This is a genomic window from Undibacterium sp. KW1 (assembly GCF_009937955.1).
Classification (GTDB): domain Bacteria; phylum Pseudomonadota; class Gammaproteobacteria; order Burkholderiales; family Burkholderiaceae_D; genus Undibacterium.
In genome coordinates this window covers 5,228,225-5,241,521 of the sequence record NZ_AP018439.1, presented here as the reverse complement: position 1 = coordinate 5,241,521, position 13,297 = coordinate 5,228,225, and the positions used below count along the sequence as shown (strand labels likewise).

The window sequence follows — 13,297 nt, the reverse complement described above, 5'->3', positions numbered from 1 at the left end:
TGGTCATCTGGTTGGTCTCAAGTTCAGGTATTTTAACCAGTAATCAGGCTTACTGGCGGCAAATCGACTTCAGCAAATGACAAGCTCCCGGCCAACTCAGCGAATAATATCCGGATTCAAGACTTCTTCATCCACACGTGGCATCTGCCCACGCAGCACGGAATTGCCGCTATACAGGGTACGCTGGTCTATTTTCGCTGGCTGGCACCAGTGGGCTTCCTGCATCTCCTGGTTCAGGCCATAGACAGACAGGGCATTGGCATACACGACCTGGTGTATGACTTCGGCAGAAATACCCCGGCTGGCCATCAGACGGGCTGATTTGGGTACCGCCAGTGGGTCAGACACGCCCCAGTCGCAAGCAGAATTGACGATGATGCGTTCAGGGCCGTATTGATTGACGATGTCAGCCAGTCTTTCATTGCCCATCTTGGTTGATGGGTAAATCGTGAAGGCGCACCAGTAACCACGGTCCAGTACCTCTTGCACGGTTTCTTCATTATTGTGGTCGATGACGCAGCGCGCCGGGTCAAAGCCGCATTCTTCCAGAACATCCATGGTGCGGGTGGTACCGCGTTTTTTGTCACGGTGCGGCGTGTGTATCATGATGGGCAGTTCAAATTCTATTGCCATGGCGATCTGCGCCCGCAGGGCCTTGTCTTCGAGTTCGGTTTGCTCGTCGTAGCCAATTTCACCGAGCGCCACCACACCCTCCTTGCCTAGGTAGCGTGGCATGATATCGAGTACCGCTTCTGCCAGTGCCGGGTTATTTGCCTCTTTGGGATTGAGACCTATCGCGCAATAATGGCGTATGCCAAACTGCCCGGCGCGAAAACGCTCAAAGCCGGTGATGGTAGAAAAATAATCGATAAAGCTGCCGACATTGGTACGCAACTGCCCTAGCCAGAATGCCGGTTCTATGACAGCGACGATGCCAGCCTTGGCCATGGCTTCATAGTCATCGGTAGTGCGGGCGATCATGTGTGCATGCGGGTCTATCATCATGCCATTGCCACCGCTGGCCAGTTGCCTGAATGCGGCCTGGCCCTGTTGCAGTTGTCCGGCCTGGGTCAGCAGGTTTTGCAGCATCTGCGGCGTGATCGTGCCATTGCAGCAGGGGCAGGTGACGGCACGGTCGGAAAACATTTCATCGACTATCGTGCTGTCGGCGACGAAGTTACCAGGGTACTTATCTTGGGGGGTGCCATTCTCGTTCATTTGCCTGCTCCTGAGTGTGCATCTTTAAATATGATTTTCAAACATGATTTTCAAGGCGATGTCCTTGATATCGGTCGCGTGGACTTCGTTCACGCCATCGGCCTTTGCCTGGTCCAGTATCAGCAAGGGGCCATCGGCCACATCATCCACCGGCCTGCCATGCGAACCTTTGACTAGGCTGGCATCGAGGCCGATGACATTCATGAGGCTGCGCAAACCCAGCAGGCGCTTGCCCAGCCGCCATGCAACGGCGAGTTTGGGGAAACGGATATTTTTATCGACAAATAATTCAGCCGGGTCATAGCCGGGTTTGCGGTGTATCTCTACCGTGCGCGCAAAGTCTGGTGCCAGCGCATCATCTTGCCAGTAATAGTAGGTAAACCATGAGCGCTTGTCTGCCATGACGACCAGTTCACCGGAGCGCGGGTGGTCCAGCCCTATTTCTGCACGCTCGCTACCGGCCCAGATACCTTCCACACCAGCGACACCGGCCAGTAGCCTGCGCACCGGCGCAATCAGCTCGGGCCTGGAAATATATACATGGGCAAACTGGTGGTCAGCCACCGCATAGGCGCTGGAGGCAATCGGGTCCAGCAGTTCTGCGCCATCTTCCTGGCGTACCACCAGATAACCGGCGTCACGCAGTATGCGGTTCAGGTGCACCGGGCGATCAACAGCCGTGATGCCATATTCAGACAGTATCATGACACGACGCCCGGCCTGTTGTGCATGGGCGATCAGGTCTCCGGCCACTTCGTCTATATCACGCAGCGATTGCTGTACCGCCGGGTCTGTCAGGTCTGGCCCATGTCTTTGCAAGTCATAATCAAGGTGGGGCAGATAGACCATGGTCAGGGTGGGATTTTTTTCTGTGATCGCCAGCTTGGCAGCATCAGCTATCCAGCGGCTGGACTTGATCGTGGTGGCCGGGCCCCAGAACTGGAACAGCGGGAAGGCACCGAGTTTTTGAGTCAGTTCATCGCGCCACTCTGGAGGTGTCGTATAACAGTCTGGCAGCTTGCGGCCATCTGCCTTGTAGATAGGGCGGGGCGTAATGCCATAGTCATGGCTGGAGGCCATGTTGTACCACCAGAACAGGTTCGCGCAAGTGAACCTGGGGTCGCGCGCCTTGCCTGCTTCCCAGATTTTTTCTCCGCTGACGAGTTTGTTCGATTGCCGCCAGAACCAGATTTCTGCCAGATCACGGAATAGCCAGCCATTGCCGACTATGCCATGTTGCTGCGGCGACAGCCCCGTCATCATGCTGGCCTGTACGGTACAGGTGACTGCTGGTGTCACGGTTTGTAAGGGCAGCAGCCTGCCCTGTTCAACAAAAGCCTTTAGCCTTGGTGTGTAGGTTCCTATCAGGCGAGGTGTCAGTCCAACGATATTCAGTATCAACAGGGTTTGGGCTTGCATGGCAAATCTTTGTTCATTGGCTATGTGGCTGGGTCGGCTGAGTTGGGCAGGTTTGGTAAGCATGAAACGGGTTTGCGCTGCAAAGCCTGCCCTTGTCTTGCTCCTTGCTGGTCTCTCTTGTTGCCTGATTATTATCTTATCTATCGTTTACTGCAATATGCTTTATGTAAAAAATGTTTCTTTTTGAATAATTTCGAAATGTCATCATAATTCAACATTTGTTTGCAAATATTCATTGATTATTTTGCATTAATGTTTCAATATTTGTAATTGTGTGCTGCCTGTTCAGGCTGGCACAGCGGTTGTCTGCGAGCAGTAGCGGAACGCCCTCAGTACCACTATCAGGCGTCACCATTATTGCCAAGACAAACCCGGCAAACCCAGGTAAGCCCGTCAATTCACTTGATATCTACCCCAGGAGTCACCATGAGTTATCTAAGCCTTCCCCGTCTGGTTTTTGCCGGGCAGTTTCAAGCGGATGTATCCACGGTCAATAATGACCCCGAACATTTCAATACAGCGCGTTTCCGTTCGAATTACCAGATGCCCGGGCCAGGCGCCAGCAATGGCTGGTGGAACCCGAATGGCACTGGCTCGTGGCGTTTCCGTCAGTGCGTAGTGACCAGCGTGGTGTATAAGGATGGCAGCACTTGCAGCGACCCCAGTCTTGATCCCGTCATCGGCCTGGCAGTGAATGGCACCGACAGCAGGGTAGAGGGCAAGCTGGTTGATCTCGATAGTGAACAGCAGATGGTGTCGCAGATCTGGGGTTTTTCGGTCAATCTTGGCAGCGAGGCTTCCGGCATGGGCTTCCGTAGCCGTTTTGCGGTCGCGCCGTTTGCGGACATCTGGGTCAATTACCCGCCTGGTGAGCCTGATTCATTCTTTTGCGCGTATTACCAGTCAGTGCTCGAACAGATCAGCATTACCGGGGCCGGACCTTCGCGCTTCCTGCAAGAGTTGTTGGCCGAGAATAAAACGCCAGACAATTTCAGTATCAAGTTCAATGTCGACAGTTTTGACGACACCATGTCTTCGCCCAATTTCACCTTTGGCCGCGTGGTCGGCAGCATAGGCTTGCATGATGTGTGTGAGCCCCGGCATTTCGTGCCTGGCCGCCGCCTGTGGGCAGTGCCAGGGCAAACAGCCAATGACGCCATCGGGCAAATTGTCGGCAATGTGCTGACACTGGATTTGGGTAATAGCCTGCCTATCGCAGAACTGGGCGGTGCCCGTGCAGATTCTGGCAGCCTGACTATAGCCTTGCTGCCGAATGATGGCCCGCCGCAATTGCTGGCCGAAGTCAATTACCAAGGGCAGCACTGGTATGAAAGCACGGCAGGCATAGTCTCCATTCCCTTGAGCAGCACCCAGCTCGCCGCTGCCAGCAATACCCCGCTGGGCCTGGTCAAAAACGCTACCCAGCCCCTGCTGGCAGAAGCACCGAATGGTCAATGGGTGAGGGCAGACAATTTCGTCTTCAGGTTTAATCCACCTGAAAATACCAGCGTGCATTTTTATGCAAGCAGCTTCGGGCAGCCATTGGCGAATACCCAGATCAGCCTCGGTTATGATCCATCTGCGATGCAAGGCCAGGTCACTCAGGGGCCAGTATCGGGCCCGCAACAAGTCGGCACACCTACCGAAGCACTGGCTTTCCAGACCAGCATTACCACTGGCAGCGATGGCCGGGCGGAACTGACACTGAAAGCGACAGACCCCGGTAATCCACGCGGCTATATTGATGGGCAGGTATATTGCGTGACCTACCAGATAGGAAGTGCGCCACCGCCGCTGGGCAGCGTGGGTAATGGCGCACTGACGCTGAATGCCCTGGTCTTCAGCGGCTACACGATACCTGACAAACCAGACTGGATGTGTGATGTGCGGCCCATCTTCCAGCAATATGCCGACCTCTATCCCATCATGCACAAGATCGTCGATCTGTCGAATTATGCCAGTCTGACGAACAAGATCTATGCACTCAAGAATGTGTTCAAGGCCCCGGTATCCGATCCCAATTACATGCCGGTGACACGCGACCTTTCTACCAAAAAGCGCAAGATGCTGTTGAAGTGGCTGGAAAGCCCGCTCTACATGGAGCTCGATTCAGTCCCTGATCTGCACCGCGCCCTGCAACAGGCGATAGAGCTGGAGCATGCGACGATACCGCCTTACCTGACTGCGCTCTACAGTATCAAGCCAAATGCCAATATCGAAGTGGCGCAGTTGATACGTAGCGTTGTCATGGAAGAGATGTTGCACATGGCGCTGGTATCAAATCTCTTCATCTCCATAGGTGGCCAGCCCTGCTTCAACCGCCCCAAATTCGTCCCTGTCTATCCTGGCTCCTTGCCGGGTGGTTTAAGAGCAGACCTGAATGTACGCCTGCGCAAATGCTCGATAGACCAGTTGCGTGCCTTCATGTCCATAGAGCAACCAGAAAAAACCATAGAGCCCGTGCATTATCGCGCCAGGAGAGGTGATCCTGTTGATACATCGAAATACACCATAGGCTGGTTCTATGATGAAATCAAACAGGCTTTGACGGAGCTCAGTAATGCCGGACAGATCAGTTTTGGCAATGCAGAGAAACAGGTCACGGAATGGCATGGCACAGGTAAACTGTTCACGATCACGTCGCTGGCGGATGCCTGCCGGGCGATCGATGAAATCAAGCGTCAGGGCGAGGGCGCAAATGCACGTCATCCCGGTGATGGTGATGGGGAGTTGTCGCACTATTACAAATATGCAGAAATAGTCAATGGACATCGCCTTGTGAAGAGCGAACATGGCTTTTCCTATAGTGGCGAAAAAATCCCGTTTGACCCTGATGGTGTCTGGCCAATGATGGATGACCCCAATCTGGCGGTGTATCCCAAAGGCTCACGCGCCCGCATCTTGCAGGAGCAGTTTGCCAGTACTTATCAGGCACTGCTGAATGGCTTGCACATCGCCTTCAATGGCGAGCCAGACAAGCTGGGCCAGGCAGTTGGCCTGATGTTCTCGCTGGGTTTGGCAGCGCAGCAATTGATGGAGACGCCTTCTGGTTTGAACGATGGCACGACAGCAGGGCCGAGCTTCCAACTGCCTTTCCCTGACTGAGTGAGCCATCGTGTTTCCTCCAGACAGCATTGCTGATGTTACCAATGTTGTCGATGTTGTCTGGAGAGATTGATAAATTTGCAAACAAATGCATATCAGTTTTATAATCAATGACAGCATGATGGTGAACTGGATGTGGATATCCATGAAAAGGACTTATCGTGAAATTGGCTGAACTCAACAGGCTGCCCGATCTGGATGTGACAGCGCCGCCTGCCTTGCGCGGTGCCTGGCAGCAGCAACATGTGCGTGTCGATTATTCTTTCCCCGTGGTATCCACCCGCGATGCCTTTGATATTGCCAATCCTGATTTTCGTGCGGTTGTGACGTTGCGTGAGCCACAACGCCGCCACCGCCTCGCCATTTTTCTCGATGAAGGCGTGGCCAGGGCCATGCCTGGTCTTGCCGAGCAGATACTGACCTACATCAACTTCCACCATGAAGCGATGGAATTAATAGGTGACATCTTCATGATGCCCGGTGGTGAAGCCTGCAAAAATGATCCTGCCCTCGTAGAAACACTGTTGCAGGCATTGTCAGAGCGGGCGATAGACCGGCATTCCTATGCCATTGCCATAGGTGGTGGCGCAGTGCTGGATGCTGTCGGTTATGCGTCGGCGATTTTCCATCGCGGGGTGCGCCATATACGCTTCCCGACGACGGTGCTGGCGCAGGATGACAGCGGTGTCGGTGTCAAGAATGCCGTCAACTGGCAAGGGCAGAAAAATCTCATAGGCACGTTTGCACCGCCCTGGGCGGTCATCAATGATGCGGCTTTCATCGATATCCTGCCTGCGCGCGAGAAACGGGCAGGGCTGGCAGAAGCCGTCAAAGTGGCCTTGATACGTGATCACGCCTTCTTTCTCATGATGGAAAAACAGCTGCCCGCACTGGCCGCATTTGACAGTGTAATCCTGAACAGTGTTATCGCCCGTTCAGCCAGCCTGCACATGCACCAGATCGCGCATGGTGGTGACCCGTTTGAAAGTGGCTCCGCCCGGCCCCTCGATTATGGGCACTGGGTCGCCCACAAACTCGAACGCCTGACCGCACATGCGCTGTCGCATGGCGAGGCGGTGGCGATAGGCCTCGCGCTTGATGCCCGTTATTCCTGCCTCGCCGGTTTATTGCCAGCAGGAGAAGATGCGCGCATCCACCGCTTGTTGACGCAACTGGGTTTTGATTTGTGGCACCCGCAATTACTCGCGCAGAATGCGCAAGGCGAATTACTGGTGCTGCAGGGTTTGCGAGAATTCCGCGAACATCTGGGCGGAGAATTGACCATCACCCTGCTGGCCGCGATAGGCAGCGGTGTAGAAGTACATGAGATGGATGCCGGGCTGGTGCGGGCAGCGATAGACTGGCTGCAAAGCCTGCAGGCAAGCGCGCAGTCAGCAATACCAGCCGCAATATCAGCCGAAACTTCAACCACCATCGCAGGCTGAGACTGATATGCTGATATCCCTGCCACCGCAAAACGTGCACCTGACTTACTGCACGAATATCCATGCGGGTGAAAGCTGGGAAGAAATCAGCGCCAGCCTCGATGAAACTATCCCCGTACTCAGGAAAAAGCTGGAGCTGCTTGAAGACCAGCCCTTCGGCATAGGTCTGCGCCTGTCGGCGATGGCGGCTGACAGTCTGGCCCAGCCAGCAGTCTTGCAGCAATTCAAGACGCAACTACAAAACCTGGGTGCATATGTATTCACCATCAATGCTTTTCCTTACGGGCCCTTTCACAATGTCAGGGTCAAGGAGCAAGTCTATCTGCCAGACTGGCGCGATGCTGAACGTTTGCGCTACACCAGACAATGCGCCATGATTTTGAGCCAGCTCCTGCCTGATGATATGGAGGGCAGTATTTCCACCGTCCCAGGTGCCTACAAATCTGAAACGCAGACTGCGGATGCACAACAGCAGATTGTTGAGCAGCTCATACAGGCAGTTGCCATGCTGGCCGAACTGGAACAAGCAACTGGAAAATGCATAGCCCTGGCATTGGAGCCAGAGCCCTGCTGTTTTCTGGAAACCATGAGCGAGACCACGGCTTTTTTCTGCGGCCAGCTATGGGCAAAAGACAGCATCAGCAAGCTGGCTGCATTGCTGGCCTGCACAGAAGCGCAGGCTGAGCGCCTGATGCGCCGTCATCTGGGTGTGTGCTATGACGTCTGTCATGCTGCTGTCGAATTTGAAGACCCCGTCCATGCCATGCAGACCCTCACCGCGCTCGGCATACGCATACCCAAGATACAGTTATCTTGTGCCTTGCGCATTCCTGTCATGCATGCAGATTTGCTTAGTGAATTGCGGCGTTTTGATGACGGTGTTTATCTGCATCAGGTCGTGATTCAGAATGAAGACGAGTTACAACGTTATACCGACCTGCCTGCCGCGCTGTCAGCTTACCAGGCTGGCCATGCAGACGGTGAATGGCGTGTGCACTGCCATGTGCCTATTTTCTGGGATAGTGAACAACAGCAAGCTTCAACACTGGGATCAACCCGTGCAGATTTGCTGGCGACTTTGCGAGCTTTGCGCAAGCAAGGCTTTTCAGGGCATCTGGAAGTCGAGACTTATACCTGGGATGTCTTGCCTGCGCACTTGAAGACTGAATCCAAAGCCCACGCCATTGCGCGTGAGTTGAGCTTTATCATGAAAGAACTGCTGACATGAATACTTTAGTCATGAATAACAGCCGCATGGGTATTTATCTGAGGCTGGGCCGGGTATCCAATCTGCCAACCGTATGGACCAATGTGCTGGCGGGTGCCATCGTTGCTGGCAGCATTACTGGTCGTCCTTTATCCCTCATGCATACGCTATTGGTGATGCTGGCGATATCGGCTTTTTATTGTGCGGGCATGTACTTGAATGATGCCTTTGACCGTGAAATTGATGCCCGTGAAAGGCCGGGGCGACCAATTCCTTCTGGCCAGATCAGCGCCAGGGCAGTGTTTGCCATAGGCTTTGTCCTGCAAGTGGCAGGCATTGCCATACTCAGTTATTACGGCACCTGGGCCATTGTTTGTGGCTGCGCACTGGCTGCCACCATCCTGCTGTACAACGTCTGGCACAAGGGTAATCCACTGAGCCCGCTGATCATGGGCCTGTGCCGCGCACTGGTGTATTTTGTTGCGGCTGCCAGTGTCATGATGGTTGAATTGAATACTGCTGTTGAGACTGCTGTTGAGCCGTCCCTGACCAGCACTGTGCTGCTCAATACTACAGTGGTGTTGGCAGCACTGGCTATCTGGGCGCATGTGGTGGGCCTGACATATGCTGCAAAACAAGAGAGCCTGAACCGTCTTGGCAGCCTGTGGCCCTTGCTGATACTGGCCTTGCCTGTGCTTTTGTATGGCAGCCGCTCGGTTAGCAGTTGGGCCGACGGCGGGCTGGCCTTGCTGATGCTGCTGGCCCTGATCGTTGCAGACGTTATCGCTGTGCGTTTATTGATTACCCGTCATCTGGCAGGTTCGGTACCCAGAGCCGTGGCGCAACTGATTGCTGCGACCTCTTTGCTGGATGCACTGGTGATTGCCATTGCCGGCGGCGGCCTTGCCGCCGTGGCATTTTGCCTGGGCGCCTTTATCCTGACCAGGGTTCTGCAACGTGTCATTCCCGGAACCTGATCCATCATTTGAAGGCGGCCATCATGAGACATCCATCTTTAGAAGAAATGCAGGCACTGACACCAACTGCTGCAGCCTTGTCGCAACTCGATATCTGGATAGCCGCACGCAGCACGCCAGAAGCCTTGCTGTGGTTCCGCCTGCAATGCCAGCAAATCAGTACCGCGAAACAGGAGCGTGATGTATATCGCGCCATGGGCATGGCCTCGCGCAAACTCGGCAAACAGGATTTGAACTCGAGTACCGATGAACTGGCCGCAGCGCATGCACTACGCCCTGGTTTTGACCCCTCGGCCTGGAGCGTCGATATCGCAGCCAGGGTGGCTTTCATACTCGCCAGCTATGCCGGTGATGAAGCGCAATTTGCCATGCAACTGGACAGCATCGCTGACAGTGCCGAGATCAATGAACTGATCGCCCTGTATTCCGGCTTTCCGCTGTATCCCGCAGCGGTGGCGATAGAGCACCGCGCCCGTGAAGCGATACGCTCCAGCATGCGTCCCATTTTTGAAGCGATGGCGCACCGCAATCCTTACCCCATGCAGGCGTTTGATGAGGCTGCCTGGAACCAGATGGTCGTCAAATGTTTTTTTCTCGACAGCCTGCTATGGCCAATACAAGGCCTGGAGCAAAGGAATAATCCTGCCCTGGCCGCTATCCTGATTGATCTCGCCCATGAACGCTGGGCAGCGGGACGTGCCATCAGTCCTGAATTATGGCGTTGCGTGACACCGCATTTGGCATTGCTCGGTGAACCAGAATTATTGCGTGCGCTTGAACAAGGCAGCATCGCAGAAAAACTGGCGATTGCCAAAAGCCTGCCTGCCCATGACAGCAAAATTCGCTCACTGTGCCAGCAACAAAATCTGATCACAGCAGCCAAAGACCAGAGCTGGCAAGAGCTGTTGCAAGATTCACATTGATAGCAATACTCATAAACTGAGGAGAATGAATATGTTCGAAAAAAACACAGAACACCAGCAATGGCTGGAAGACAGCATCGCCAATCTCGATGCTGCCGCTGGTACTATCCATGTACAGCGCGGTGAAGATTTATACCTGAGTGCGGCCTTGCGTATACCCGAGCCAGTACTCGCCATCGTTGCTCATGTCAGTCATGGCAAGGGCATGGCAGGTGCGGCGCAGTTGAGCAAGGCGCCTGTGCAAACCTGCAATCTGCAAGACGATAAAAGTGGCAATATACGACCCGGTGCCAAGGCTGTTGGTGCACAGGCGGCAATTGCGATTCCCCTGCTCAGCAAAGCGGGCGATGTCATGGCCGTGGTTGGTTTTGCCTGGCAAAAAGAAGGTGACCCGGCAGAGTGGGTGGCACAGGCACCTTTCCCCGCTAAGCTGGCTGAGCTGACTGCGCTTTTACAGGCGATCTAGTTTTCGGGCAATATCAGTTTGCGCACATAGCCTTCGAGTGCCTTGGTTTCTCCATCTGCATTGGCGATGGGGCGACCAGGCAGGCCCATGCCTTCGCTGATAAAAACTGTGTTGCCTGCCACGCATAAATTCGATGGTGTATCCAGATGCCTCGCAAGACAAGTTACCGTGCGCTTGCCCAGATCAATGCAAAGCAGGCGACCGGAATAACGCTTGAAACCACCATGCCAGGCAGTTTTTGGCACTGCATTTGCAGGCATGGGTTCTAAAAAATCCTCGCATAATTCCAGCACCAGCAATTGTCCTTGTTCAGTGAATGCCATGCCAGTCGCCAGCGTCAGGCCCGCTATGACTGTGCTGACTTCACCCGTAGCAAGATCCAGTCTGACGATCTGGCTGACACCTTTTTCAAAGTTGATACCCATCCTGTCTGCATCGCCTTGCAACTCGCCAGAGAACAGGGAAATCAAGACTGGCTGATTAGCCTCATCTGTTGTTGAGCTTTGATCCAGGATGATAGTCACTGGCACCGCATGCTGGCCACCAGACAAATCTGCCAGTGCACCGACTACCGCTTCCGGCTGATCATCAATAAATTCTATCGCCTGGTTGGTATCTGGTTTTACCGTCAGCCAGCTATGCCTTTGCGGATGATAGCAAAGTGCATTCAGGTTGCCACGGCTATGGATGATTGCTCGTGGTGGCAGGCTGCTTAAATCAAGTATGCGCGAGCCGGACACATAATCAGTCTGGCTCAACAACCAGCGACCATCGCCGTAGGCGATATCGGCAAGTCCAAATATTTCATCCCTGCACATGCGTGCCTGCATATTCATTGAGCGAAAACCATCAGCGAGTACTTCGTACTTTACATACTCGCCAGCTGCATTTTGCTTGAATTGCAGTAGTCGTCCAGAGAAAGGCTGCCCTGCATCGCCGCTGCCTGCTTCTACCAGCAACAGGCTGCCATCTTGTTTGAATTTGATGCCGCGCGGATTATTCAGGCCACGCAAGACAATGCTGGATGCGCATCGCTGCTGCATCATGAGTTGCGGCACAACGATGGGTAGCGGGTTTGCCATGTAATGAGCCTGAAAATGAGCCTGAAATGAATTCAATACAGGAAGTGTTTCACAAAAGACAATTGTGGTCAATATGATATGTGTCTTTGCATCTTGGTATTTTTGTCGCTTTACGGTGTTGCATGCCTGAACGCCAGCCGTGTCCATGTCACTCCACTTTGCTGGTTGAGTTTTTGTATTGACGGTGCCTCTGCGTGCAAGATAGGTTCCAGGTTTTGCAGCGCAGCCAGTCCTATGGTCTCTGCGGCGCTGACATCAAACATCCGTCGTCCCGCAGGGACAGGGCCGTGGCGCAGCGACAATATCAGGGTCGCGGATGTATTCATCAAACTCGCGAGTCTGGGCATGGCGTGTTGGCGTTGAAGCTCATCAAGATGCATCCACACAGCACTCAACATGATAAGGTCGAAAGTCTCATTCCTGGCGCTGAGTAATGACAAGTCTGGCAGGCTGTCATCCAGCCAGGTGATCAGTGCTGAGTCATGCAGGGCGATGCCCGGCAGGCGTAATTCACTGACCGGTTCTACGGCGACAACACGATGTCCCATTGCTGCAAAGGCGGCAGCGTCACTACCTATGCCAGAACCAATATCAAGCACACGGCCAGGTGTTACCGGCAGCAGGTGCAAGACGGTAGCGTGATGTTCTTTGAAAGAAATTTCCTGCCATTGCTGCACCAGGTAATCCGCCATCTCTGCATAGCCTTCGGTGCCACTGACTTTATTCACATTCATGTTCTGGTTTAGTGTTTGGCAGGATTGCCAAGTGTAAAGCATCGGCCTTGATGATTTCTTTATCCATTTAATTTAATTAAAAAAAGAATAATGTCATTGACTTTTAAATAATTGAAAATATACTAAGTAAGCTTGCCATATTGATAGCAGGCAGGTTTCCAGAATTTTATAGATACCCACCCCAGTTTCATAACCCGTACTCACTTAAAGGAGTAATTTTATGACTACCAGTAAAGAATCTTATGGCGGTTTCATCCCCCTGTATGCAGTCGCAATGAGCGATGCAATTGCCAGTGGCGACGCAGCAAAAATGAGCGCAGCGCGTGATGCCGCCTTCAGCCACCTGGCGGCTGCCGCCGATGTGGCCCGTCTGTTGCCTGAACTGGAAAGCGCCATCAAAAGCAAGGGCGGTATTATCCGTCCCCTGTATGCCGTTACCATACAAGACGCCGTCGCCCGCGGCGACCAGGTTGAAATCGCCCGCATCAAATCCGAACTCGCTTCCTATGGCAATTTGCTCGGTGGTGTCAGCAACTCTGCCGCCGCTTTTCACCCTGTCACACCTTATGGCGTCGCGATTCAGGACGCGCAGGCGCGTGGTGATCAGGCCGAAGTCGATCGCCTGAAAGAACTCGCACAAAGCCTGCTGGCACAGCTCAACGCCAGCAAATAAGTACAGCCGCATGATCCCGGATGCCAGCTTGCTGGCATTTGCCACCGG

At 53.8% G+C, this 13,297-nt stretch carries 11 protein-coding genes; 7 read left to right on the top strand and 4 right to left on the bottom strand.

The features are described 5' to 3' along the window. Positions 1-96: 96 nt before the first annotated feature. Both UNDKW_RS23555 and UNDKW_RS23550 read right to left on the bottom strand, forming a co-directional pair. The gene (locus UNDKW_RS23555) at positions 97-1,218 is read right to left on the bottom strand and encodes a TatD family hydrolase (RefSeq protein WP_232063094.1); all 1,122 of its coding nucleotides are present in this window, start codon (positions 1,216-1,218) and stop codon (positions 97-99) included. A 24-nt stretch (positions 1,219-1,242) separates the two neighbouring features. Beyond that, the gene (locus tag UNDKW_RS23550; protein WP_162060731.1) at positions 1,243-2,700 is read right to left on the bottom strand and encodes a nucleotide pyrophosphatase/phosphodiesterase family protein; all 1,458 of its coding nucleotides are present in this window, start codon (positions 2,698-2,700) and stop codon (positions 1,243-1,245) included. A gap of 363 nt (positions 2,701-3,063) precedes the next feature. Here UNDKW_RS23550 and UNDKW_RS23545 point away from each other — a divergent pair, with 363 nt between their 5' ends. The 6 genes from UNDKW_RS23545 (at position 3,064) to UNDKW_RS23520 (ending at position 10,760) form a co-directional block, all read left to right on the top strand. Continuing rightward, positions 3,064-5,742 (top strand): ferritin-like protein, encoded by a 2,679-nt coding sequence (locus UNDKW_RS23545; protein WP_162060730.1) that lies wholly within the window; start codon positions 3,064-3,066, stop codon positions 5,740-5,742. Positions 5,743-5,903: 161 nt separating this feature from the next. Then, positions 5,904-7,187 (top strand): 3-dehydroquinate synthase, encoded by a 1,284-nt coding sequence (locus UNDKW_RS23540; RefSeq protein WP_197893000.1) that lies wholly within the window; start codon positions 5,904-5,906, stop codon positions 7,185-7,187. A gap of 7 nt (positions 7,188-7,194) precedes the next feature. After that, entirely contained in the window at positions 7,195-8,415 is a 1,221-nt protein-coding gene (eboE, locus tag UNDKW_RS23535; protein WP_162060729.1) for a metabolite traffic protein EboE, read from the top strand. Further along, positions 8,412-9,371, top strand: coding sequence for a UbiA family prenyltransferase (locus UNDKW_RS23530; protein WP_162060728.1), 960 nt, complete (start codon positions 8,412-8,414; stop codon positions 9,369-9,371). Before eboE ends, UNDKW_RS23530 begins: the two co-directional genes overlap by 4 nt. 23 nt (positions 9,372-9,394) lie before the next feature. Continuing rightward, positions 9,395-10,294: an EboA domain-containing protein gene (locus tag UNDKW_RS23525; RefSeq protein ID WP_162060727.1), complete on the top strand. Its 900-nt coding sequence runs from the start codon at positions 9,395-9,397 to the stop codon at positions 10,292-10,294. Between the two features lie 31 nt (positions 10,295-10,325). Then, positions 10,326-10,760: a GAF domain-containing protein gene (locus UNDKW_RS23520; protein ID WP_162060726.1), complete on the top strand. Its 435-nt coding sequence runs from the start codon at positions 10,326-10,328 to the stop codon at positions 10,758-10,760. Here UNDKW_RS23520 and UNDKW_RS23515 read toward each other — a convergent pair. Continuing rightward, a complete protein-coding gene (locus tag UNDKW_RS23515; protein WP_197892997.1) occupies positions 10,757-11,842 on the bottom strand; it encodes a hypothetical protein in 1,086 nt (361 codons plus the stop codon). The genes UNDKW_RS23520 and UNDKW_RS23515 overlap by 4 nt on opposite strands. Positions 11,843-11,952: 110 nt before the next feature. Next, complete coding sequence (locus tag UNDKW_RS23510; protein WP_174247612.1) at positions 11,953-12,576, bottom strand: bifunctional 2-polyprenyl-6-hydroxyphenol methylase/3-demethylubiquinol 3-O-methyltransferase UbiG; 624 nt, start codon at positions 12,574-12,576, stop codon at positions 11,953-11,955. Between the two features lie 220 nt (positions 12,577-12,796). Here UNDKW_RS23510 and UNDKW_RS23505 point away from each other — a divergent pair, with 220 nt between their 5' ends. Then, a complete protein-coding gene (locus tag UNDKW_RS23505; protein ID WP_232063093.1) occupies positions 12,797-13,249 on the top strand; it encodes a DUF1843 domain-containing protein in 453 nt (150 codons plus the stop codon). Positions 13,250-13,297 lie beyond the last annotated feature (48 nt).

What these genes read in the sequence shown, in the direction of transcription:
- UNDKW_RS23555 (WP_232063094.1), bottom strand. Translation starts at nt 1,218, where the DNA reads ATGAACGAGAATGGCACCCCCCAAGATAAGTACCCTGGTAACTTCGTC.
- UNDKW_RS23550 (WP_162060731.1), bottom strand. Translation starts at nt 2,700, where the DNA reads ATGCTTACCAAACCTGCCCAACTCAGCCGACCCAGCCACATAGCCAAT.
- UNDKW_RS23545 (WP_162060730.1), top strand. Translation starts at nt 3,064, where the DNA reads ATGAGTTATCTAAGCCTTCCCCGTCTGGTTTTTGCCGGGCAGTTTCAA.
- eboE (WP_162060729.1), top strand. Translation starts at nt 7,195, where the DNA reads ATGCTGATATCCCTGCCACCGCAAAACGTGCACCTGACTTACTGCACG.
- UNDKW_RS23530 (WP_162060728.1), top strand. Translation starts at nt 8,412, where the DNA reads ATGAATACTTTAGTCATGAATAACAGCCGCATGGGTATTTATCTGAGG.
- UNDKW_RS23525 (WP_162060727.1), top strand. Translation starts at nt 9,395, where the DNA reads ATGAGACATCCATCTTTAGAAGAAATGCAGGCACTGACACCAACTGCT.
- UNDKW_RS23520 (WP_162060726.1), top strand. Translation starts at nt 10,326, where the DNA reads ATGTTCGAAAAAAACACAGAACACCAGCAATGGCTGGAAGACAGCATC.
- UNDKW_RS23515 (WP_197892997.1), bottom strand. Translation starts at nt 11,842, where the DNA reads ATGGCAAACCCGCTACCCATCGTTGTGCCGCAACTCATGATGCAGCAG.
- UNDKW_RS23510 (WP_174247612.1), bottom strand. Translation starts at nt 12,576, where the DNA reads ATGAATGTGAATAAAGTCAGTGGCACCGAAGGCTATGCAGAGATGGCG.
- UNDKW_RS23505 (WP_232063093.1), top strand. Translation starts at nt 12,797, where the DNA reads ATGACTACCAGTAAAGAATCTTATGGCGGTTTCATCCCCCTGTATGCA.